At 71.9% G+C, this 23,503-nt stretch carries 18 protein-coding genes; 9 read left to right on the forward strand and 9 right to left on the reverse strand.

The annotated features are described in order from the left end of the window. The 3 genes from ACWDSL_RS09865 to ACWDSL_RS09875 form a co-directional block, all read left to right on the forward strand. Nucleotides 1–1,066 (forward strand): hydantoinase/oxoprolinase family protein (locus tag ACWDSL_RS09865; protein WP_450483498.1); only part of this gene is annotated, 1,066 nt, incomplete at its 5' end. Continuing rightward, on the forward strand, nt 1,063–2,235 hold the full coding sequence (locus ACWDSL_RS09870; RefSeq protein WP_450483500.1) for a DUF917 domain-containing protein: 1,173 nt from the start codon (nt 1,063–1,065) through the stop codon (nt 2,233–2,235). The genes ACWDSL_RS09865 and ACWDSL_RS09870, both read left to right, overlap by 4 nt. A gap of 76 nt (nt 2,236–2,311) precedes the next feature. Continuing rightward, nucleotides 2,312–3,970 carry a helix-turn-helix domain-containing protein gene (locus tag ACWDSL_RS09875; RefSeq protein WP_450483502.1) on the forward strand — a complete coding sequence of 553 codons (1,659 nt, stop codon included), beginning with the start codon at nt 2,312–2,314 and terminating at the stop codon, nt 3,968–3,970. Here the strand turns inward: ACWDSL_RS09875 and ACWDSL_RS09880 are convergent. From ACWDSL_RS09880 to ACWDSL_RS09910, 7 genes are all read right to left on the reverse strand, one after another. After that, a complete protein-coding gene (locus tag ACWDSL_RS09880) occupies nt 3,961–5,682 on the reverse strand; it encodes a hydantoinase B/oxoprolinase family protein (protein WP_450483503.1) in 1,722 nt (573 codons plus the stop codon). The genes ACWDSL_RS09875 and ACWDSL_RS09880 overlap by 10 nt on opposite strands. Further along, nucleotides 5,679–7,724 (reverse strand): hydantoinase/oxoprolinase family protein, encoded by a 2,046-nt coding sequence (locus tag ACWDSL_RS09885; RefSeq protein WP_450483505.1) that lies wholly within the window; start codon nt 7,722–7,724, stop codon nt 5,679–5,681. Before ACWDSL_RS09885 ends, ACWDSL_RS09880 begins: the two co-directional genes overlap by 4 nt. 130 nt (nt 7,725–7,854) lie before the next feature. Next, complete coding sequence (locus ACWDSL_RS09890) at nt 7,855–8,343, reverse strand: YybH family protein (RefSeq protein ID WP_450483507.1); 489 nt, start codon at nt 8,341–8,343, stop codon at nt 7,855–7,857. Nucleotides 8,344–8,459: 116 nt separating this feature from the next. Next, nucleotides 8,460–11,366 (reverse strand): NHLP bacteriocin export ABC transporter permease/ATPase subunit, encoded by a 2,907-nt coding sequence (locus ACWDSL_RS09895; RefSeq protein WP_450483509.1) that lies wholly within the window; start codon nt 11,364–11,366, stop codon nt 8,460–8,462. 1 nt (nt 11,367) lies between these two features. Beyond that, nucleotides 11,368–13,662 (reverse strand): NHLP family bacteriocin export ABC transporter peptidase/permease/ATPase subunit, encoded by a 2,295-nt coding sequence (locus ACWDSL_RS09900; protein ID WP_450483511.1) that lies wholly within the window; start codon nt 13,660–13,662, stop codon nt 11,368–11,370. Then, on the reverse strand, nt 13,659–14,465 hold the full coding sequence (locus ACWDSL_RS09905) for an HlyD family efflux transporter periplasmic adaptor subunit (RefSeq protein ID WP_450483513.1): 807 nt from the start codon (nt 14,463–14,465) through the stop codon (nt 13,659–13,661). Before ACWDSL_RS09905 ends, ACWDSL_RS09900 begins: the two co-directional genes overlap by 4 nt. A gap of 151 nt (nt 14,466–14,616) precedes the next feature. Further along, a complete protein-coding gene (locus ACWDSL_RS09910; RefSeq protein WP_450483515.1) occupies nt 14,617–14,829 on the reverse strand; it encodes a type A2 lantipeptide in 213 nt (70 codons plus the stop codon). 752 nt (nt 14,830–15,581) lie between these two features. Here ACWDSL_RS09910 and ACWDSL_RS09915 point away from each other — a divergent pair. From ACWDSL_RS09915 to ACWDSL_RS09935, 5 genes are all read left to right on the forward strand, one after another. Further along, nucleotides 15,582–16,325: an urease subunit gamma gene (locus tag ACWDSL_RS09915; protein WP_450483517.1), complete on the forward strand. Its 744-nt coding sequence runs from the start codon at nt 15,582–15,584 to the stop codon at nt 16,323–16,325. After that, a complete protein-coding gene (ureC, locus tag ACWDSL_RS09920) occupies nt 16,318–18,165 on the forward strand; it encodes an urease subunit alpha (protein ID WP_450483519.1) in 1,848 nt (615 codons plus the stop codon). Before ACWDSL_RS09915 ends, ureC begins: the two co-directional genes overlap by 8 nt. Nucleotides 18,166–18,354: 189 nt before the next feature. Beyond that, nucleotides 18,355–19,029: an urease accessory protein UreF gene (locus ACWDSL_RS09925; protein WP_450483521.1), complete on the forward strand. Its 675-nt coding sequence runs from the start codon at nt 18,355–18,357 to the stop codon at nt 19,027–19,029. A 27-nt stretch (nt 19,030–19,056) separates the two neighbouring features. Continuing rightward, nucleotides 19,057–19,752: an urease accessory protein UreG gene (gene ureG, locus ACWDSL_RS09930; protein ID WP_450483523.1), complete on the forward strand. Its 696-nt coding sequence runs from the start codon at nt 19,057–19,059 to the stop codon at nt 19,750–19,752. Continuing rightward, the gene (locus tag ACWDSL_RS09935; protein WP_450483524.1) at nt 19,749–20,690 is read left to right on the forward strand and encodes an urease accessory protein UreD; all 942 of its coding nucleotides are present in this window, start codon (nt 19,749–19,751) and stop codon (nt 20,688–20,690) included. Before ureG ends, ACWDSL_RS09935 begins: the two co-directional genes overlap by 4 nt. Here ACWDSL_RS09935 and ACWDSL_RS09940 read toward each other — a convergent pair. Further along, a complete protein-coding gene (locus ACWDSL_RS09940) occupies nt 20,662–21,459 on the reverse strand; it encodes an acetoacetate decarboxylase family protein (protein ID WP_450483526.1) in 798 nt (265 codons plus the stop codon). The genes ACWDSL_RS09935 and ACWDSL_RS09940 overlap by 29 nt on opposite strands. Nucleotides 21,460–21,570: 111 nt before the next feature. Between ACWDSL_RS09940 and ACWDSL_RS09945 the strand changes: the two genes are divergently transcribed. Continuing rightward, entirely contained in the window at nt 21,571–22,197 is a 627-nt protein-coding gene (locus ACWDSL_RS09945; protein WP_450483528.1) for a TetR/AcrR family transcriptional regulator, read from the forward strand. 268 nt (nt 22,198–22,465) lie between these two features. On the opposite strand, the gene ACWDSL_RS09950 is transcribed toward ACWDSL_RS09945, so the two are convergent. Continuing rightward, nucleotides 22,466–23,491 carry an LLM class F420-dependent oxidoreductase gene (locus tag ACWDSL_RS09950; RefSeq protein ID WP_450483530.1) on the reverse strand — a complete coding sequence of 342 codons (1,026 nt, stop codon included), beginning with the start codon at nt 23,489–23,491 and terminating at the stop codon, nt 22,466–22,468. Between the last annotated feature and the right edge of the window lie 12 nt (nt 23,492–23,503).

Below are 23,503 nucleotides of genomic sequence, written 5' to 3' on the forward strand. Positions count from 1 at the left end.
GGCCCGGACCGCCGTCGGCGCCCTGAGCGCCGTGGTCGCGGGGGGCAGTGCCGTGACGGGGCGGCCGCTGGCGCCGCTGGACCGGACCGCCGTCGCGGCCTTCGTCGGACGGGCCCGCGAGGCGGGCGTCTCGGCGTTCGCGGTGTGCGCGGCCGGTGCGCCCGCCCGCCCCGCCCCCGAGCTCGACGCGGCGGCCGTCATCGCGGACGCGGTGCCCGGCGCGGCCATCAGCCTCTCCCATGAGATCGGCTCCGCCGGGCTGCGGGAGCGTGAGAACGCCACCGCTCTCAACGCCGCCCTCGGCGGCTGGGCGGCGGACCTGGCCGCCGAGTCCTCCCGTGCGCTGCGGGCCGCCGGGCTGACCTCACCCGTCTTCTTCGCCCGCGACGACGGCGGCCTGGTCTCGGCCGAGTACTTCCGCCGCCACCCGGTGATCGCCACCGCCCCCGCCACGGCGTGCGCCGCCCGGGGAGCCGCCGCCCGGACGGGCCTGGCGAGGGCCGTCGTGGTCGACGCTGGCGCCCGTTCCGTACGCTGCCTCGCCCTCGGCGACGGCGAGCCCGAGCACTCGGCGCGGCCGGTGCCCGGCCCGCTGGGCGTCCTCACACACCTCGGCTCGCCGGAGATCCACGAGGTGCGACCGGGGGCGCCCGGGGATACGCCGGCCGAGGCTGCGGAAACCGCCCGGCTCATCGCCGGACAGCTCGCGCGCGTGCCCGACGCCGAGCCGCTGTACACAGGCGGCGGCGCCGAGAGGGTCGGCGCCGCGCCCGCCGACCCCGCCCTGCGCGCGGCGCGGCTGACCGATGCCGCCCGGTTCGCCGCCACCGCGGACTGCCGGGTCGGGTTCGAGCAGATCGTGGCCGCGGCCGGCCGTTCGGAGCTCGACCGGCTGCTCACCGCGGCCCGTGACCACACGCTGTCCCGGGCGGTGGCCGCGGGCGCGGCTCCCCTCACGGTCCGGATCGAGAGCATGGCCCACGCCCCGGTCGCCTATCTGCCCGCGGGTGTGCACCGGGTGACCGTACGCGCGGTGGGGCGGCCACTCGTGGGAGGACCCGCATGAGCGTTGCCCCGCACACCGCCGGACCCGCCGACCCCACCGGACGCACCGACCCCACCGGACCCGCCGACCGCGCCCGCCCGCGGTCGCTGACGGCCGTGGAGCTGGAACACCTGGCGGTCGGCGCGCGGGTGCTCGCGGTCGGCACGGAGGAGTCGGCCTACCGGGTGGCCCTCGACTGGGCGGCCGCCGAGCTCGCCGCGCACGGCCCGGTGCGGTTGCTCCCGCCTGACCGGCTCGACGGCGTTGGCCTGTGCGTCGCCGTCACCCTGGCCGGCGCCTCGGCCGCCCTCGCCGAGCAACTGCCCGCGGGCGACGAACCGGTGAAGGCCGTACGGGCGGTGGAACGGCTCGTCGGCCGGCCCGCGGAGGCCGTCGTGGCGCTCAACACCGCGGCCGAGAATGCCCTGATCGCCCTCGCCACCGCCGCCCGGTGCGGGCTCCCGCTGGTCGACGGGGACGGCTGCGGACGTGTACTGCCGCTCCTGGAACAGACCGTGTTCACGCTGGCCGGAGCCGCCCCGGCGCCGCTCGCCCTCAGCACCCCCGGCGGAGACGTGGTCACCGTCGAGTCGGCGGGCAGCCGCGTCGAGGACCTGGTGCGCCCCTTGGTCCTGGCCGCCGGGGGCTGGTCGGTCGTCGCGGGCTACCCGATGGATGGCGCCGAGCTGGCCCGCTGTCTGGTGCCCAGCACCGTGAGCCGGGCCATCGCCGCGGGCGCGGCGACCGGGCCCGAGCGGTTCGCCCCGTGGCGGCCCCGGCGGCTGTGCCGGGGCCGGATCGCCGCCGTGGAACAGTCCACGGACGCCGACGAGGAGGGCTTCGGCCCGTCCCATCCGTGGGCGGACGCCGTCGCGCTGCCGTCCCGGCCGACCAGCGTCCTGGTCGCCGAGGACGAGGGCCTGCGCCGACGCTTCCGCCTCGAAGCGCACAACGAGGTGCTGTTCGCCCTGGCCGACGGTGCCGTCGCGGCCGCGGCCCCCGACCAGATCCTCATCCTGTCCGCCACCGACAAGGGCGTCGTGGACGTCGAGCGCGTCGTACCCGGCACCGAGGTCGAGGTGGTCGTCATCGAGGCGGCGCCCGCGTGGCACACGCCGCAGGGCCGCGCCCTGGCCCGGCTCGGTGGGCCGGGCCCCGCCGGGCTCGGCGCGGGGGCGGTGGCGTGGTGACGGCGTGCCGTCCCCGGGGCGGCCCGGCTGAGCGGCCCCGGCTCCGGGCCGGGGTGCCATCGCGAGGTGAGGCGCGGTGAACGGACCCACCACCGGACCACTCCCCCTGACCCTCGCGGAACTCCTCCAGCACGGACCGCTCGGCGGTGTCACCGTGTACGGCCCGGCCGAGCGCACGACCGAGGTCAGGGCCGTGCGTATCGCGGACCGGCTCGACGCCCTCGACGGGCTGCAGCCGCACACCGCCGTCGTGCTGACGGCCGGCGCGGCGACGGCCTCGTGGACCCTGGAAATGGCCTTGCGCAAGGCGTGGGAACACGCGGCGGCGTGTGTCGTCGTGGCGCGGGACACCGGGCGCCCGGAGTCCGTCGCCGAGCTGGCCGACCGGCTCGGCGTGCCACTGCTCGTGGTCGCGGGCGACGCCCTGGACACCGCCGTCCGCATCGCCTCGGCCCTCGCGCGGCCCGAGGCGGGGCGCACCGAGCTGATCGCCACCGCCGCCCGCCGGATCACCGCGGCCGGAACGCATCCGGTCCGGGTCCTCTCGGCGCTGCACGCCGTGTTGCCGTCGACGTCCGTTGCCCTCACCGCCCCCTTGGGCGAGCTGGTCGCGGGCCGTGCGGCGGCGCTCGACGAGCGTGCGGGGCCGGTGTGCGTACGGGTCGAGGTGGCCGACCCCGACGGCGGCCCGCTGGCCGCGCTCACGGCGCGGTCCCGCTCCCGGGTGGCGGGCTGGGACGCGACGGTGCGGGAGGTCCTGGGGCTGGCCGTCGCCCCGCTGACGGCCTGGGCGGCGCGCGAACGCCTGGCCGCGGAGCGCACCGGGCGCCGCGCCGCGGGCCTCCTGGCGGAGCTGGTGGCGCGGGCCGGATCCGTACCCCAGGGGCGGGCGCCGGACTCGGTAACCAACGAACGGGGGGCGGACGGCGACTCGGGCGCGTCCGAGGCATACGACCGCCTGCTCGCGGAGGCCGTCGCGCTGGGCTGGCCGGTGCACGGCCCCTTTCTCGTCTACGCGGTCCGGCTCGCCGGGCCGGACGGGCCCGGGCATGGCCACGGCGCTCTGCTGACCGCCTGGTGGGCGCGCGGTGGCCCGGGCGGGCCGCTCGTCTCGTACGAGGGCTGCTGGGTGGCCTGGGAGAGGCCGGAGGAAACACCGGGCGCCACCGCGCCCGAAGGGACACCGGGTGCCGCGCCGGAGGGGACACCGCACGCCGCGGACCCGGTCGCCGGCGCGGAGAAGAGGCTGCGGGCCGCGCTCGCCAAGCCGGCCCCGCCACTGCCCGTCGCCGGGGCGGTGGCCGGTCCGGCGGCGGGCCTCGCCGAGCTCGGGCCGACGCTGGCCGACGCGGTCGCCGCCGTACGCGTCGCACGGTCCGGCGACGTCGTACGCGCCGACCGGATGGGGCCGGACCGGTTTCTGGCCGCGCTGCCGCGTGAAGCGCTGCGCGGCCCCGCCGAGATGCTGTTGGCCCCGCTGCTGCACGCCGACCGGGACGGCTCCCTGCTGCGCACCCTCGCGACCCTCCTCGATGTCGGCACGCCGTCCGCCGCTGCGGCCAGGCTGGGCGTGCACCGCAACACGGTCACGGCCCGCCTGGAGCGCATCAGGTCCCTCGGCTGCGACCCCGACGACCCGGCGCTGCGGCTCGCGCTGCACCTCGCCTGCCGGGTGCTGCTCGGCCGGACGCCGCCGGACAAGACGCCGCCGGATACGGCCGCTGGTCAGCCGTAGGCCCTGTCCGGGCGATCTGCCCGATCCTCCGTGGTCGTGGCGGCGGCGTAGTCGGCCCGCGCGCGCTCCGCGCTGAGGATCCCCTGGCGCACGTCCTCGGCGACGGCCTCGGCGGTGCGCTCGGCGGCGGGCCCGAAGCCGCCGCCCCCGCCGCTCTCGCAGCGCAGCACATCGCCCTCCCGTACCGGCAGGGCGTTGGCCTTCAGCAGCGAACGCTCGTCGTGGCGGCCGGGGTTGAGCGTCACCCGGGGCGCGGCGCCGGCCCCGCCGCCGAACAGGCCCCACGCCGGGGTCACCGACCGCTCCCACCACAGCGACAGGCTCTGGTCGGCGGTGAACCGGTACTGGCGTACGACGCCCGTACCGCCGCGGGTGCGCCCGGGCCCGGCCGAGTCGACGCGGATCGCGTACTCCTCCACCCGTACCGGGAAAAGGGTCTCCAGGACCTCGACCGGCATATCGCGCAGGGCGCCGTTGACGTTGTTGATCAGACAGGACTCTCCGTCGCCGGTCTCCCAGGCGCCCCAGCCGCCGACCGTCGCCTCCTGCGAGACGAACAGCTTGCCGGTGCGCGGATCGACCCCGGTGAACTGCACGATCATCGAGTCGCCGTACGAGGCGGCCGCCGCCCGGTCCGGTACCGCGGGGGCGAGCGCCTTGACCACCAGGTCGATGACGAGACCGAGGTGCGAGTAGTAGTACTGGCAGGCGGCCGGCTCGACCGCGGCGAGCATGGAGCCGGGCCGGGTCACCACCTCCAGCGGTCCGAACGAGCCGCCGTTGAGCGGCACATCGCCGCTCACCAGCAGCTTGTAGCCGACCCGGCAGGCGGCGACGGTCTGGGCGGCGCCGCAGTTGACGGGGCCGGTGGCCTGGTCGGCGCAGTCGGTGACGTCCATGGTCATGCGGTCGCCTTCGACGGTGACGCGGACGGTGACGTGCAGGGGGGTGCCGAGGTCGATGCCGTCGTTGTCGAGCCGGCCGGTGGCCTCGTACACGCCGTCCGGGATGGCGGCGATCTGCTCCCGCTCCAGGCGCTCCGTCTGCTGGAAGATGGCGTCGCGGGCGGCCAGGAGGGTATCCATGCCCCACCGCTCGACGATCTCCCCCAGCCGCCGGGCGCCGGTGAGCGCGCAGGCCACCTGGGCGCGCATATCGCCGAGCGTGGGCTGCGGGAAACGCACCTGTCGTGCGATCAGGTCCTGTGTCAGCACACAGGGCTCGCCGCCCTCGTAGATCTTCAGGGGGCCCATGCGCAGGCCCTCCTGGTAGATCGTCGTGGAGTCCATGGATCCACCCGGGTCCTTCGATCCCATGTCGATCCAGTGGGCCCGGGACGCCGCGAAACCGACCAGTTCGCCGCGGACGTGAATGGGCGCGTACACCGTGACGTCGTTGAGGTGGGTGCCACCGATGTAGGAGTCGTTGAGCACCCACACATCGCCCTCGCGCCACACCTCGCGGCCGTACATCCGCTCGGTCGCCCGGGTGCACTCCTCGAGGTTGCCGAGGAAGATCGGCAGCCCGGACGACTGGCCCAGAACGTGGTGGTCGCGGTCGAGGAGGGCGACCGCGCAGTCCTTGGCCTCATAGATCGTGGGGGTGTACGCGGACCTGATCAAGGTGGTGTTCATGTCCTCCGCGGCCTGGAGCAGGGCGCAGCGGACGATCTCGGTGGTGATCGGGTCGATCACCGATGTGCGGGCGTTCACGCGGTGCCTCCGAGCTTGATGACGAGAAAGCCGCCCGCGTCGACGGTGACGGTCGCGTCGGGCGGGACGACGGTGGTGGAGGTGGCCTCGACGACGATCGCGGGGCCGGCGAACTGATCGCCCGCCGCGAGGTGTTCCCGGCGCAGCACCGGGGTCTCGTACGACATGTCGCCGAACACGACGGGCCCCACCCGCCCGGCCCACGGGTCCTCGCCGGGCCGCGCCGCGTACGGGGCGGCGGCGGTGTCCGGGAGCGCGCCGAGCGCCGTGGTGCGCAGGGCCACGAACTCGACGGGCGCGCCGGGCATCGCATGGCCGTACCGGCGCTCGTGCAGCGTGGCGAACCGGTCGGCGACGCGGGTCAGGAAGTCCTCGCGCAGCGGCTCGTCGGCGGCCTCCAGCGGCACGGTCAGGGTGTAGTCCTGCCCCTCGTACCGCATGTCGACGGCGTGCTCGACCCGCCGTCGGTCGGTGTGCACGCCCTGCTCGCCGAGCGCGTCCAGGGCCTCGCCCGCGAGCCCGCCGAGGCCGTCGGCCATCGCGGCCCCGTCCAGTGTGTCGCCGGGGGTGAAGAACTGCCGGGTGAAGTCGCGCCGCACCTCGCTGCCGAGCATGCCCCAGGCGGAGAACGCGCCGGGGAAGCGCGGGATCACGACTTCCTCGACGCCGAGTTCACGGGCGATGTCCACGGCGTGCATGGGGCCGGCGCCGCCGAACGCGAGCAGGGTGAACTGGGCCGGTTCCAGGCCGTGTTCCACGGTGAGGGTGCGAATGGCCTGCGCCATCTTGGCGTTGGCGACCTCGCAGATGCCGTTCGCCAGCTCCAGGGTACTGAGCCCGAGCTGCCCGGCCAGCTCGCCGACCGCGCGGTGGGCCGCGGCGATGTCGAGCGTCATCTGGCCGCCCGCGAACCACTCGGGGTCCACCCGCCCCAGCACCGCGTTGGCGTCCGTGACCGTGGGCCGGGTGCCGCCGCGCCCGTAGCACGCGGGGCCCGGAACGGCGCCGGCCGACTCGGGGCCGACACGCAGCCCGCCCCCCTCGGCGTACGCCACCGAACCGCCACCCGCGCCGATGGTGTGCAGGTTGACCAGCGGCATCAGCACCGGGAAACCGTCCGCCGAGCCCTCGTTGGAGATGTCCGGCCGGCCGTCGAGCACCAGCGACACATCGAACGACGTACCGCCCATGTCGACGCAGATCGCGTGGGGCCGGTGCAGGAGCGCGGCCGCCCGGACCCCGCCCATGGTGCCGCCGACCGGCCCCGACAGCAGCGTCTGCAGCGGGTTCCGGCGCGCGAACGCGGCATTGACCACGCCTCCCGAGGACTGCATGACCTGCACCGGCACGCCGAGCCCCCGTTCGGCGAACCGCTCCTCGATCCGTCCGAGATAGCGCCGGACGACCGGTCCGGTGTACGCGTCCAGCACGGCGGACGAGGTGCGCTCGTACTCGCGCCACTCCCCCGCCACCTGGTGGGAGAGGACGACCATGACGTCGTCCCCCAGCTCCTGCGCGAGGATCTCCCCGGCCCGCAGTTCATGCGCCGGGTTGACGTAGCTGAACAGGAATGACACCGCGACCGCCGCGAACCTCTCCGCCCGGGCCCGCCGCGCCGCCTCGCGCACCGCCGCCTCGTCCAGTGGCCGCAACTCCTCGCCGCGCCAGTCCAGCCGCCCGCCCGCCTCTGCCGTGGCCTGCCGCGCCACCAGGGGCACCGGCTTGCGGTAGTGCAGGTCGAACATGCGATCGCGGTTGCCGCGCGCGATGGAGTAGACGTCCCGCATGCCCTCGGACATCAGCAGCAGGACACGGGCGCCCTTGCGCTCGAGCAGGGCGTTGAGGCCCTGGGTGGTGCCGTGTACGAAGAAAGAGATCGCCGCCGGATCGGCCACCGCCCGGCCCAGCGCGGCGAAGACCCCCTCGGCCAGATCGCCCGGCGTGGTGGGAGCCTTCGCCGCGACGTAGGTGCCGCGCGTCTCGTCGTACGCGACGACGTCGGTGAAGGTGCCGCCGATGTCCATGGCCACCCGGTATGTCATGCCCGCCTCCCGGCTGTGTCAGGGGTGGACCGACGCTAACGAGGAATGGACGGCGGCGGGTGTGCGGCGCGCACGGGCGGGGCGTGCCACTCGTGCGCCCCGCACAGTCGAGCCCCGGCGCAGTCGGCTCTCAGCCGGTGGTCTCCGGCACCCCACCCGGCTGCCGCACGTCCTCGTGGAGGTGCACGATGCGCCAGGTGCCGTCGCCGCCCTTGCGGAGCAGCGCGGTGTTGCGCACCAGCTCGGGCCGGAGCCTGCCACCGTCCAGCGCGGGGGCGAAGTCGACACGCAGCCAATAGCGCACCAGCGCCAGGTCGCCGAACACGTCGATCACCGGGTCGTACGCGTCGAGGCCGGTCTCCTCGGGCGCGTCCCCGGCCCCATCCCCGGCCGTCGGTCGCTCGTCGCGCAGCCGGTCCAGGTCCGCCTTGCCGAGCAGCAGCGGCTCCGCCGCCGAGTCCCAGACCGTCGCCCCCGGATCGAGCCGCGCGTCGATCGCCTCCCGGTCCCCGGCGGCGTACGCCTCGTACATGCCGGTGACCACCGCCCAGACAGCCCCGGCATCCACAGGTGAGGCCCCGGGGCGGGCGAGGGAACCGTGCGGAACGGATACAGGCATGGCAGGCCCTCCAGGTGCCGGGGTTGCTCAGCAGTGGGGTTGCTCAGCAGCGGGGCGCCGACGCGCGAGCTGATCCCCGTGCTTCACAGATGATGACTCGGCGCCCCCGCCCTCCGCTACCGCATCTGGCGCCGCACCAGCTCGTGCAGCTTTCCGCCCGGGACGGCCATCAGCTCGGCCGGGGCGCCCTGCTCCACGATCCGGCCGCCCTCCATGACCAGGACCCGGTCGGCGTCCATGACGGTGGACAGCCGGTGTGCGATCACCAGTCGGCTGGCGTTGAGGCGGCGGGTGCTGTCGATGACGATGCGCTGGGTTTCGTTGTCCAGGGCGCTGGTGGCCTCGTCGAAGAAGAGGATGCGCGGACGGCGGATCAGGGCCTGGGCGATCATCAACCGTTGCCGCTGGCCACCGGAGATGGCGCCGCTGCCGGAGATCATGGTCTGGAGCCCCATGGGCATTTGGCCGATGTCCTCGGCCAGACCCGCCAGTTCGGCGGCCACCATGGCCTCCTCGGGGGTGAACGGCTCGGCGCCGCGGATGCAGTCGAGCAGCGTTCCGCCGAGGGGCTGGGCGTTCTGCAGGACCACTCCGCACTGGCGGCGTACCGCCGCCTGGTCGAGGGCGGCGAGGTCCTGGCCGTCGTAGAGGACACTGCCGGACACCGGTCGTTCGAAGCCGATGAGCAGCCGGAGCAGCGTGGACTTTCCGCAGCCGCTCGGGCCGACGACGGCTACGAATTCACCCGGGCGGATCTCCAGTGAGACATCGTCGAGCACCAGCGGTCCGTCGTCGCCGTAGCGGAAGGTGAGGTTTCTGGCCCTGAGGTCACCGGAGAGCACGCCGGGCGGGGCGCTGCCGCCGCGGACCTCCGGCGGTTCGTCCAGGATCGGCTTGACCTGCTCGAACAGGGGGAGAACGGCGACCACCGAGACCAGGGCGTTGGTGAGCTGGGTGAGTGAGGTGAGCAGCATGGTCACGGAGGTGTTGAAGGTCAGGAACGCCCCCGCCGACATGCTCCCCCGCGCCGGGCCGGCCAGCAGCATGAACACGATGAGCGAGACCAGCGGAAGGTAGACCGCGTCCAGCACCTGGGTGAGGTTCTTGATGCGCCCGGTGCGCTGATGCAGATCGCGGGAGTGGGCGAAGCCACGGGCCCATGCCGCGTACGCGAAGTTCTCGGCCGCGGCGACGCGCAGTTTGGGAAGGCCGCGCAGGAGCTGGAACGCCTGGTTGTTGAGTTTGTTCTCGCTCTCCACGAGCCGCCGCTGCCAGCGCACCTGCCACAGCCCCATCCCCAGGAAGACCACGGAGACCACCAGCAGCATGGCGACCACCGCGAGCGCCAAGGAGGCGTTGTAGTACAGCAGCAGGGCGAGGTTCATCGCGCCCACGGTGCCGGCCTGGAAGACCGTCGGCGCGATCCCGGACAGCACCCGGCGCATGGCACTGATGCCCAGCGCGGCGCTGGCCAGCTCTCCGGTGGAGCGCCGGGCGAAGAAGGTGGTGGGCAGCCGCAGCAGCCGGTCCCATACGGCGGGCTGGAGGGTGCTCTCCAGCCGTCCCTCAAGCCGCAGCAGGGTGAGGTTCTGCAGCAGCATGAAGGCGGCCGCGACGACGCTGGAGACGATCAGGGCCAAGGCGATCTGGACGATGGGGCTCTTCTCGGCGCGGGGCACGAATCCGCCGAGCACCTGTCCGGTGGCCAGCGGCACGAGCGCGCCGAGCGCCACCGTCACCAGCCCGCTGATCAGGAGGTTTCGGACGTCGCCGGTGGCGCCCCGGGCGCTGAAGCGCATGAGCCGCCACATCGTCATCGGCCGGTCGGGCAGCGGCCGGTAGAACGTCAGGGCCCGCGGTTCGAACTCCTCCGCGTTGCCCGCACCGACGCGGATCCGCATACCAGAGACGGGGTTGAGCGCTTCGTACCCGCCGCGCCGCCACAGCAGCGCCACCGGGGCCCCGGACTTGGCGCGGTAGCCCACCAGCGGTCCGGTGTCCTCCCGCCACCAGCGGCCCTCAAGACGTACGGCGCGGGTGCGGATCCGGGCGTGTGCGGCGATGCGCTCCACCGGGTCCGTACGGTCGTCGGCGGCGCGGCCCCTCGGCGGTCCTGGCAGGGTGATCCCGGCGGCCTCCGCCACCGCGCGGCACACCGCGTGCACGGCGTCGTCGGTGTTCTCCTGCGACGGCCGACGGTCGCGCCGCGGCCCTCCGATGGAGGCGATCAGTGCCTGGTCGGCGCGGGAGCGCATGGCCTCACCGGCTCGGATCCCGGCCGCCGTGCGGTCCGCGTGGGCCCGCTCCGTGGTCTCGATCCAGCGGTCCACGGCGGTGCCGAGCCGGTACTGCTGGTTGACCATCCGCTGCCACAGCGCGCCGTCGATCAGCAGATCACCGGCGGCCTGGGCGCTGTACTCGGCGCCGTAGCGCACACTGCCGGGCGGCACCGGGAGCCAGAGCAGGTCCTCGTCGGCCGCGTCCGCGTCGGACGCGGCCCCGCCGTCCAGCAGGGCCTGGAAGAGGACGCCGAGGCTGCGGCTCACCCCGAGCGCCACGGCGTGCTCCAGCGGGGTGGGCGGGGTCTCCTGGAACACGCCACTGCCGCCGTACGTGCCGTACGTGCCGTACGGATCGTCGGCGTGGCCCGTCCCGTACGACGTGTCGTACACGTCGTACGTGTCGTACGCCTCCGGCCGGTACAGCTCGCGCAGCGGGATGCGGCGCACCTGGCAGTCCTGCGAGGGGCGGCCCAGCAGGGTGTGGAGCGGTCCGTCGACCGGGCCCGGGAGCGCCGCGCCCGTCTCCAGCCGGCCGAGGAAGTGCCAGTGCCCCTCTTCGGCGGCGTCGACCGCGAACAGGTCCAGGGCGCCGCCGGCCACCAGCCAGAGCACCTGCGGGCCCTCCAGCGGAAGCCTGCGCAGCCCGGCACAGTCGACGGGCGTGCCGAGGGCGCCGAGCGCCTGGATCACCGCATCGCCGCCGTCCGCGGCCACCGGCGCGGCCGGGAAAACGGACGCCATGTCAGTGCTCCTTCATCAGCTCGGCGTACGGGCCTCCGGCGGCGGCAAGGTCCTCGTGACGTCCGCGTTCGACAACCGTGCCGCGGTTCAGGACCAGGATCTCGTCGCTGTCCCGCACGGTGCTGAGCCGATGGGCGATCACCACACACGCGCAGCCGCGGCGGCGCAGATTGTCCATGACGATCTGCTCGGTCCGCGCGTCCAGGGCGCTGGTGACCTCGTCAAGCACCAGCACGCTGGGGCGGCGGACCAGGGCGCGGGCGATCTCCAGCCGCTGCCGCTGGCCGCCGGAGAAGTTACGGCCGTCCTGCTCCACCCGGCAGTGGATGCCCTCCGGGCGCCGTACGATCACATCGTCGTAGAGCGCGGCGTCCCGCAGGGCGTCCACCACCGCGTCGTCCGGGATGGACGGATCCCACAGCGCCACGTTGTCCCGCACCGTTCCCTCGAACAGGAAGACGTCCTGGTCGACGAAGGAGACCGAGGCTGCCAGCGCCCCGCGGGGGATGTCCTCAAGACGCTGTCCGTCGATCCGGATGACCCCCTCCCAGGGGGTGTAGAGACCGGAGACGAGCCGGGAGACGGTGGACTTGCCACTGCCGGAGCCGCCGACCAGCGCCACCTGCCGGCCGGGGCCGACGGACAGCGAGAAGTCGCGCAGCAGTGGTTGGTCCAGCGGGCTGTAGCCGAAGGTGATGTTCTCCAGTGTCACCTGTCCGGTCAGCCTGCGGGTGTCCTCGCGCGGCTCGTCGCGGGTGTAGAGGGAGTCCGCCGGGAAGTTCTCCACGTCCTTGAGCCGGGCCACATCGGCGGAGAAGTCCTGGATGCGGCCGGCCACACCGTTGAGCCGGGTGATGGGCGCGGTGAAGCGGGCCACCAGCGCCTGGAAGGCCACCAGCAGACCGATCGAGATATGGCCCTCGACGGCCCGCAACCCGCCGATCCAGAGGATGAGGGCGCTGTTGAGCGTGGCGAGGGTGGGGGCGACCACGGCCAGTGCGGCGCTCGGCACACCGAGGCGCTGCTGCTCCTCCAGGGTGATGGCGTGCTGACCTGCCCAGCGGCGGAAGTAGCCGGTCTCCCCGCCGGTGGCCTTCACGGTCTCGATGAGCTGGAGACCGGTGTACGAGGTGGTGGTCAGCCGCGCGATGTCGGCCCGCAGCTTCTGGGTCCTGGTGGCCCGCAGCCGTATCACCACTCGCATCGCCACCACGTTGAGCAGCGCCAACCCGACGCCGACCAGGGTGAGTTGCGGGTCGTACGTCCACAGCAGGAAGGCGTAGAGGACCACCACGACCCCGTCGACGGCCGCGGCGGCCAGATCGCGGGCGAGCGTCTCGGCGACGGTGTCGTTGGAGCGCAGCCGCTGGACCAGGTCCGCCGGGCTGCGCTGGGCGAAGAACGTGACGGGGAGCCGCAGCAGATGCCGCAGAAAGCGCGCGCTGCTGAGGGTGGAGGAGATGATGCGTCCGCGCAGCAGATTCGCCTGCTGGACACCGGTCAGTACGGCCGTGAGGACCACTGCCACGGCCATGGACGCGAACAGCGGCCCCAGCGTCGAGTCCTGGCCGCCGATCAGGAAGGTGTCGATAAAGGTGCGGCTGAGCGCCGGCACCGCGGCCCCCACCGCCACCAGCAGCAGACTGGCCAGCAGCGAGGCCAGCAGGGTGCCCGTGGTGCCCCGCATACGCGAGGGCAGGGCGCCCAGCACACCGGGGCGGCGTCCACCCCGGCGGAAGGACTCCTCGGGTTCGAAGACCAGGACCACTCCGGTGAAGCTGGTGCCGAACTCCTCGACGGGGACGAAACGGCGCCCCTTGTCGGGGTCGTTGATATGGACGCCGCGCTTGCCGAACCGCCGTCCCATGCCGTCGTAGACGACGTAGTGGTTGAAGTTCCAGAACAGGATCGCCGGGGCCCTGACCTCCTCCGCAAGTGCCTCGGGCTCCATCTGCATGCCCTTGGCGCGCAGACCGTAACTCCGGGCGGCCTTGAGCAGATTGCTGGCACGCGACCCGTCCCGGGACACGCCGCAGGCGATCCGCAGCTCCTCCAGCGGCACATGGCGTCCGTAGTGTCCGAGCACCATGGCGAGCGACGCCGCACCGCACTCCAGGGCCTCCATCTGGAGCACGGTGGGGGTGCGCACCGTGCGGCGCCCGGGTTTCCTCGGCCCGGACCTCCCGGATCCGCCGCGCGGGGCGCGCCGCCGTCCGCGGGCCGGCTGGGGGCGGCGCGCCCCGCTGCTTCCGGCGGGTGCGGGCCGTGGCGGTCCGCCCTCGTTCGTCGCGGTCACGGGAGAAGCCAATCGATGGGGTGGTGGGCGGCCAGACGAATGGTGCCGCCGGCCAGGGTCATGGAGCCGAGGGCGTACGGCGGGCCCTCGGGGGACGACCAGCGGTAGCCGGAGCGGGTGGCGGAGGTGCGGTGGAGGCGCACCTGGACCGCGACCGGCGGGCCGTGTTTCGAGAACTCCTCACCCAGTTGCTCGGCTCCGAGGTAGGAGCCGATCTGTTGGCGCGACAGGGCGGTCCGGCCCACGGTCTGGACCTCGCCGCGCAGCACACCGTAGGTCTGCGTCGGCACGGACTGCACGCTGAGGTCAACCGCCGCCCCCGGCCGCACCGAGGCCGCCTGGTCCGCCGGTACGTACAGGGTCGCGACCAGCGGGTCGCCGGAGCGGCGGACACGTTCCACGGAGGCGACGTTCGCACCGGTGGCGAGGACGGAGCCGATCGAGACCGAGAGGGTGGTGAGCCGGCCGGCGGCGATGGTGCGCACCACCGTGGTGCCGCGGGTGGTGCGGACCTTCAGCAGCGGTGCGCCCGCCCGGAGGGTGCTGCCCTCCTGCGCGAGGACGGAGGTCACCTGGCCGGCGATGGGGCTCTGCAGCACATAGCTGCCCTGCCCATGGGTGAGGATGCCGGTGGTCTCCAGGGTGTTCGACACGGTGCCCGTGACGGCCCATACGGCGGCCCCGGCCATCACCACCAGCGTGACCGCCAGCGCCAGCCACCCCTGGGGGCGGGCGTAGCGCACCGGCAGATCGATGTCCTCTGCCGACTGCAGCTTGACAAGTGCCTGCTGGCGGAACTGCACGAAAGTCTTTCCTCAACCGCGAGAAGGATGTGGCGGTGTACGTCGCTGCGACGGCGTCAGTGGATGCGACTGCGTCCGAGGACGCGGCCGCGGACCGCCGAATGCCCCGGACCAGGCGGGCCCGGGGCACAGGGAAGGCGGGGTACCGGCCTCAGAGGCTGGTGACGACTCCACCGACGATGCCGGTGGTGTTCAGGCCAGTGACACCGTCAACCGTGCTGGTGGCGAGGCCGACGGTGCTGACGGCGCCGGTGAGGGAGTCCACGGTGCCGAGAGCATCGCCCACCACGCCGAGCCCGCCCGCCACGTTGTCCAGCTCGGCGTCGGAGATCTCCTGGGTGGCGACCTTGGGCGCGTTGTTCATTGTTGCGTCTCCCTTGGATGACTGTCTCGTTGTGCTTCCGACCGCGCATGGGTGCCGACGGGGGATCGGCTCCCGCGGCATGGTCACGGGATCCCGTAAGACCCGGGATTTCGTGGATGCCTGAGCGTGGAAGGGATGTAACCACGGGGCACACGGCACCGCGAATCAGCCAACCTTCGGAACCGGGCATTCCGCAACTTTCCGATCACGCGACATGTGCTTTCGGGCACGTCATCGGCGCCTTTCCCTCACAGGAAGGTCACTCTTAGCGCAAGACAGCACGCCCCTTTCGCGAGGTGATGCACGTCATTTCGGCCACGACCGTCATACCCGGCGCGGGGGTTGGCGCGACGGCCGGGGGTCTACGCGGGTCGTCTGTGTAACAGCTGTGCCCATCGCTTGAAGACCGGGCGAACGACAACCACAGCCGGGCTCGAGTGGCATGGGACTACGACATGTACGACTTCAGATCGCCGGGCTGCGACGGAAGCGTCGTACGCCTGACCATGCGACGCGGCGACGCACCCTCCGGGGCGTACGAGGGCTCTTGCGAGACCGTAGGGGCGCTCTCCGCGGGGCGTGCGTCGGCTTCACCCCATGGAGGGCTAGGAGCGCTCTCCCCGTGTCCGTTTCCCGTCGAGATCGGTGACCACGTAGCGGCATGCGGCCCACCGGACATTCGGCCACCGAATCAATGGTCCTCGTGAGCCTCGCCGCTCCGGGTCAATGCGACGAGCAGGAAGGGAGACAGCATGCACCTGACTCCGCACGAGCGGGAACGGCTGCTGGTCCATGTGGCGGCGGACGTCGCCCGGAGGCGCCGTGAGCGCGGGCTGCTGCTGAACTATCCCGAGGTCATGGCGCTGTTGACGGCGCATGTGTACGAGGAGGCGCGGGCCGGTGCCACGGTCGACTCCGTCATGGAGTCGGGGCGGCACGTCCTCAAGCGCGACGAGCTCATGGACGGCGTTCCGGAGATGGTCCACAACGTCCAGGTGGAGGCGACGTTCCCGGACGGCACGAAGCTGGTGACGATTCACGATCCGTTTGATGAGCCGGAGGAGGAAGTGACCGCTTATCCGGGGAAGTTCGAGTTCGTCTCCGAGCCCGATCCGCACCCGGAGGAGATGTGCGAGGAGCACGGCGAGGCGCCGGTGGGCACTATGCCGGTTGGCCTGCCCCATCTGGTGAGCTTCAACGACGGTGAGCCGGTCACGCGGCTGATGGTGAGCAACCCGTCGGACCGGCCGATCCAGGTCGGCTCGCACTTCCACTTCGCCGAGGTCAACGACGGATACGGATCCGGTGACGAGGCCAGGCCCGGGCTGGTTTTCGACCGGAAGGCGGCCTACGGGAAGCGGCTGAACATCCCATCCGGCACATCGGAGCGGTTCGAGCCGGGCGACGAGCGGTGCGTGGAGCTCGTTCCGATCAAGGGGGAGCGCAAGGTGAAGGGCCTGCAGATCAAGGACGGGAACGGAGAGCTCGATGCCTGAGCCACTGACGCGCGCCAAATACGCCGATCTGTACGGTCCGACCGCGGATGACCGGGTACGGCTCGCCGACACCGATCTTGTCATCCGGATCGAGGCGGACTGGGCGGGCGGGCCCGGCCGCAGCGGCAACGAGATGATCTTCGGCGGCGGCAAGGTGATCCGCGAGTCGATGGGGCAGTCGCACTACGCGCGCGACAGCGACCGCGACCCCGTGGACACCGTGATCACCGGCGCGCTGATCGTCGACCACTGGGGCATCGTGAAGGCCGATGTCGGACTGCGCGACGGTGAGATCGCCGCCATCGGCAAGGCGTACAACCCCGAGACCATGGACCGGCAGAAGTTCGACGACAGCCGCGCGTCGAACTTCGTCGTCGGCCCCGAGACGGAGGTCATCTCCGGCAACGGGCGGATTCTGACCGCGGGCGGCGTCGACACACATGTGCACTTCCTGTGCCCGGAACAGATCCACGAGGCGCTCGCGGCCGGTGTGACCACCCTGATCGGCGGCGGCACCGGGCCCGCCGAAGGCAGTACCGCCACCACGGTGACGCCCGGCGCCTGGCATATCCACCGGATGTTCGAGGCGCTCGATCAGTTCCCGGTCAACATCGGGCTGCTCGGCAAGGGCAGCACCGTCAACAAGGACGCGCTGACGAACCAGGTCCGGGCCGGTGTTCTCGGCCTCAAGATCCACGAGGACTGGGGCGCCACGCCCGCCGTGATCGACGCGGCCCTGGCCGTATGCGAGGACACCGGTATCCAGATCGCCCTGCACGCCGACTCGCTGAACGAGGCCGGATTCGTGCAGAACACCCTCGCAGCGACCATGGAACCCATGGCACCCCGCGCCAGGAGGGGCAAGAAGGGCAGCAACGGCCGGCGGTACCGCAGCCTCCATGTCTTCCACGTCGAGGGCGCCGGCGGCGGCCACGCACCCGACATGATCAGCCTGGTCGGCCACCCGAACGTGTTGCCTGCCTCGACGAACCCCACCCGGCCCCTGACGGTCAACACCGTCAAGGAACACGTCGACATGATGATCGTCTGCCACCATCTGAACCCGGAGGTCGAGGCGGACATGGCGTTCGCCGACTCCCGGATCCGCCCGTCGACGATGGCCGCCGAAGACCTGCTGCACGATATGGGCGCCATCTCGATGATGTCCTCGGACGCGCAGGCCATGGGCCGCATCGGCGAGATGATCATGCGGACGTGGCAGACCGCGCATGTGATGAAGGCCAGGTACGGGCACCTCGACGAGGACACCGCCCAGGCGGACAACTTCCGTGTGCGGCGGTACGTCGCGAAATACACGATCAACCCGGCCATCACCCACGGCATCGCCGGCCGCGTCGGCTCCGTGGAGCAGGGCAAGCTCGCGGACCTGGTCCTGTGGGAACCCAAGTTCTTCGGTGTGAAGCCGCATATGGTCATCAAGGGCGGCCAGATCGCATACGCGCAGATCGGCGATGCCAACGCGTCGATCCCCACGCCGCAGCCGTTCCTGCCGCGCGCGGTGTGGGGCTCATGCGGCCGCTCCCCGCGGGCCAACTCCGTCAACTTCGTCCCCGAGCTCGCCCTGGACGGCGAACTGGGCGAACTGGGCAAGCTGGGCCTGCTCAAACCGCCGGCCCGGATCGACAGCACCCGTGATGTGACGAAGGCCGATATGAAGCTCAACAGCGGGCTGCCGGCCATCGAGATCGACCCCGACACCTTCGATGTGACCATCGGTGGCGCCCGTACCGCCGACGTACGGACCAAGGTGGACGGGCAGACGGTGGGCCGCACCTTCGCGACGGAACTGCCCATGGCACAGCGGTACTTCCTGTTCTGATCGGGCCACGGCGCCCGCGCCAACCCGGCGGCGGTACGGACAGCGCCGGCCGGAGCACCTGGCCCCGGCCGGTGTCACTGCCGGTGCTGCCTCAAACCCGTACCACCTCTCCGTACCCCCTCTCCGTACCCCCTCTCGCACCCCCTCCCCGTTCCAGCTCTCCGTTCCGGAAAGGCGGACCGCGTAGCCGTGAGCCGTGCAGCCCTGCTCATCCTGGCCGACGGCCGTTTCCCCGCCGGTGGGCACGCCCACTCCGGCGGTGTGGAAGCCGCTGTGGCCTCCGGCGGCGTACACGACACCGCAAGCCTTGAAGCGTTCTGCCGGGGGCGGCTGCACACAACCGGGTTGACCGCCGCCGGACTCGCGGCCGCCGCGGCCACCGGCTACGACGCCCTCCTCCTGGACGAGGCGGCGGACGCCCGGACCCCCATGCCCGCTCTGCGCAAGGTCGCCCGACGGCTCGGCCGACAGCTGCTCCGCGCTGCCCGCGCCACGTGGCCGTCGGCCGATCTGGACCGGCTCGCCCGCGACCGGCCGCAGGGCGTACACCAGCCCGTCGTCCTCGGTGTCACCGCTCGCGCGGCCGGGCTGACCCCGCCGGATGCCGCACAGGCAGCCGCCTACGAGAGCGTCGGCGGCCCCGCGGCCGCCGCCGTACGACTGCTCAGCCTCGACCCCTTCGAGGCGACCGCACTGCTGGCGCGGCTGACTCCCGAACTCGACGACGTGACCGCCGCCGCGGCGGCAGCCGCGGCCCGGGTCGCCGAGGCGGGCGTCGGCTGCCTCCCCGCCGCGTCCGCACCGCTGCTTGACCTGACCGGCGAACAGCATGCCGCCTGGACCGTCCGCCTCTTCGCCTCCTGAACCGCCTTCCACCTCGATGGAGTTGCCGTGCATCTCGACCACGCCGTGACCATGCCGGACCGCCACACCCACAGCGCCGAACCAGTGCGGCCCGACGGCGGCCGCCGCGCACTGCGCATCGGGCTGGGCGGGCCCGTCGGCTCCGGCAAGACGGCGACCGTGGCCGCACTGTGCCGGGCCCTGCGCGACCGGCTTTCCATCGCCGTGGTCACCAACGACATCTACACACGCGAGGACGCCGAGTTTCTGCGCCGCGAAGCCGTGCTCCCGCCCGAGCGGATCGCCGCCGTCGAGACCGGCGCCTGCCCGCACACCGCGATCCGCGACGACATCTCCGCCAACCTCGAGGCCGTCGAAGACCTGGAGGCCACCGTCGGGCCACTCGATCTGATCCTCCTCGAATCCGGCGGCGACAACCTCACCGCCACCTTCTCGCGTGGCCTGGTCGACACACAGATCTTCGTCATCGACGTGGCCGGCGGCGACGACATCCCCCGCAAGGGCGGCCCCGGCATCACCACCGCCGACCTCCTCGTCGTCAACAAAACCGATCTCGCCCCCTACGTCGGCGCCGACCTCGACACCATGGCGGCCGACGCACAGCGCGGGCGCGGGGACCTGCCCGTCGCCTTGACCAGCCTCACCCAGACCGACGGGATCCGCCCGGTCGCCGACTGGGTGACCGGCTGCCTGACCGCGTGGCGAGCCGGGAGCGCCGTGTGACCCCCGCGACCGGCTCACCACCGACGCACACCGTGGTTGCCGTCCACCCGCCCGCGGGCGCCACGGCGCCACGAGCCGCAGGCGTCGAAGGCGGCGATGGCGGCGATGGCGGCGATGGCGGCGATGGCGAGCAGAACGGCGCTTGGGGCAGCGGCGTCCGCGCCACCGCCCGTATCCGCGCCGAACACAACGGCCACGCCACCACGCTCCCGGTCCTGCACAGCGACGGCCCCTTCCATCTGCGGCGACTACGGTCATCCGGCGGACGGGCGCGGGTCAGCGTGATCGGGGCGATGAGCGCGCCGCTGGGAGGCGACCGCCTGGCGCTCGACATCACCGCGCGGAAGCGGGCCGGACTGGAGGTGACCACGGCCGCCGCCACCATCGCCCTGCGCGGCTCCACCACCGACCCGGCCGGCTACGACGTACGGCTCACGGCGGACGAGAACGCGTCCTTGACCTGGCTTCCCCAGCCGTTGATCAGCACACGCGGCAGCACGCTGCACCAGACCTACACCGTCGCCCTCGCCGCCTCCTCGCGGCTGCTGCTACGCGAGGAACAGCTGCTCGGCCGTATGGCGGAGCCACCCGGACACCTCACCACCCGCCTCACCGTACGCCGCGCCGGCCGGCTCATCCTCGACCAGCACACCGCCTACGGAGTCCCCGCACTCGCCTGGGACGGCCCCGCCGTCCTGGGCGGCCACCGGGCCTGCGGCCAACTCCTCGTCGTCACGCCCGAGCCCCACGCCATCGAGGAGCCGGTCCACTTGGGCGAAGACCTGGCGGACGGCTGCGCCGTACTGGCCCCACTCGCCGACACCTGCGCCCTGCTCACCACCGCCATCGCCCCCACCCCGTCCCGCCTGCGCCACCTCCTCGACGCCGCGCTCGCAGTTCGAGTGCCCGCTATTCGCTGTGGTCGGCGAGGGTCTTGAGGTCGGTGACGGTGTAGGCGAGGTCGAAGTGAAAGCCCTTGCCGGTACGCCGGACGGGCAGGTCGGCGAGTTCTTCGCCGTGGGCGGGGAGGAAGGCGAGGTCGGCGGTGCCGACCCAGGCATCGCTGACGGCGCTGTCGTCCAGGACGGACATGACCAGTTCGTGGACGGCGGGCTGGTCATGTTGCCCGGCAGCCAGGCGGGGGAAGTGGCGGAGGTTGATCACGGGGCGGTTCATCAGGGTGGCGGGGTCGGGCACCGGCTGTTCCAGGGTGATCTTGGCTTCCGCGATGCGCTGTCCGGCGGAGGAGGCGGTGGCCCCGAACTGTCCGCCCGGGCCGAGGACAGGGGTGCCGGGTCCACCGACGGAGTAGGCGCGCGTCTGGTGGACGGCGCCGAGCTTCTTGGGGAAGCCCTGGACCCAGCCGCGGGCCATGGCGGCGTCGTTGTCGACATAGATATAGGGGCACCAGGCCACCGGAGTGCCGTTGTAGTGAGCGTCCAGGGTGACCAGGAACTCCCGGTACTGCGAGCGTGCGGGGTCCAGGTACTCCAGGCCCGTGGAGGAGTACTGCCAGTCGATGAACATCGCGACACCGCGGCCGGCGGAGTCCGGATCGGCGGTCAGCCCCTCGGGCAGGGTCGCCGCGGCGGCGGCCGGATCGGTGAAGAACTCCACACCCACCACCGTGCCGGCGTAATGCCACGGCGGGGCGGGCGCCAGGTTCGCGATGCCGCGAGGAGACAGGGGGACGGTGTAACCCTTCATGACACGAGTTCCTTCGAGGAGAGGGCAGATCGAAACGATACGTATCGTTGCAGTCGTGGTGACCGTAGCACACCTTGCTTCTTAAGTGAAACGTTACGTATCGTTTCACTCATGGCACTCGTCTTCTCCTCAGGCTCGGCGACCAGCGGGCCGCGCTCTGCTTCAAAAATCCTCAACGCGGCGCGAGACGTCCTGTCGGCACAGGGATATCCGGCGCTGACCATCGAGGCCGTCGCGGCGGCCGCAGGCGTCGGCAAAACGACCATCTACCGCTGGTGGCCCAGCAAGGAAGCGCTCGTCGCCGACGCACTCGCCGAGATCTTCCGCGCCGATGAAATCCCCGACCTCGGCGACACCCACGCCGAACTGCGCCAGGCCGTCGACATGACCATGGACAACTACACCAACGAGGACATGGCCACCGCACTGCCCGCCCTCGCCGCCAGCCTCCTCCACCACCCCGAGCTCATGACCCGATTCCGGGAGACATTCCTGCACCGCAAGCGCGAGAACATCGCCGCTGCCCTGCACCGCGGAATCCAACGCGGCGACCTGCCCGACGACCTCGACACCGACCTCGTCCAGGACATATGGGCCGGCACCATCCTCTACCGGCGCCTCATGACCGGCTCATCCCTCGACACCGACCTCGCCGAACACCTGATCCAACTCACCACGGAAGCCCCCCCGCTGCTCTCCCACCGCGGATCGGGAGAGCGTCCAGTCCTTCCCTCATAAGCCACCAGCTCTTCCTGACCACTGCAGGTGCGCTGCCACTCGGCACTGCCCTCACCGCCTGCCGCGGCAGGGACTCGGTCTGCTTGCCCGGCTCCGCCAAGCCGGTCAGCGAGGCCCTTTCGTTGTGCCGGCCTGGAAGCCGCGCCGAGAGTAAACCTTTGCCGCACTGTCAAGCAGATCGCGGCGATGTTTTCCGACCGGGCACGGCTTCCGCCTCTCGAAGTACGTGCCGGCCGCGCCCGCGAAGGGGCGACAGGAGTGGCGCCGCTCATTGCCTTCCCTGCCGAATCGCCCGGAGAACCTGCAGAGTGTACGCACCAGCTGGGTCATCCTGGGTAGAACAAGGCAGCGCAACGACTTCGTCAACCGCCGCCCCATAGGCCAGCAGACCTTGCCGGACAGTCTCCTTGTCGCCGAATATCCCGATTTTCTTCACGAGTTCGAAGGGCACCGCCTCAATCAATTGGGAGCGATGAGGCCGTGGTGTACTTCGGGCGAATTCAACCACGTCACCGTAACCAGCACGTGTGAACATCTCACTATATCCAGGCGCGTTCAGATAATCGGCCAGCATATGTCGTACTTGCCGCAGCGCCGCCGCTCCCGAGGTGGCGGCTACGGGCACCCAAGCGGCGACCGGCGGTCGGGGGCGCAGGGCTTCCGCCGACTCCTTGGCGAGTTGCTCGGCCAATTCCGCTGCGGTCTCAGCGGTGACGAGAGCCACTGCCATACGGTCGGCCTGGCGGGCTGCCGCGCGGATGGTGTGCGTCCCGAAAGCAGCCATTGTCAGATGCCCAGAGGGCGTGGGAAGGTGCAATCGATATCCACGCGTCCGGATCACCTGGCCGTCAACTTTCGCCCTCTCTTGGGCAAGAAAATGCCTGAGGGCCTGCACGGATTCGCTCATGGCTCTGGCCGGTCGCCGGTGATCACGCCCATGCCACCCCGTGACGATGATGGGGCTGGAGGACCCCACCGCGATGCGCACCTTCCTGCCACCTGAAAGGGCGGCAACGCTGGCCGCACCTCTTGCGATCATTGCCGGGTCGCGAACCGCGACGGGCAGCGGCCCTAGAGTCAGTGGGATTCTCCGCGTGCAACTTCCGATCGCTGTGGCCAGGGCGAAGGTGTCATAAGTTTCTCTCTCGCCAATCCACAGTTCCGGAAAGTTGTGCTCGTCGGCCAGTTTCGCCGTATCCAGCGCCTCGTGCGCAGGCCGGTCTTTCCAGAGTCCTAAACCCACGGTGATCTGCGGGAGATTCTCCGTCCCGACAGCAGGGCGGTCACTGATCATGCGGCTCCTCCG

Source organism: Streptomyces sp. NPDC000941, from assembly GCF_053599555.1.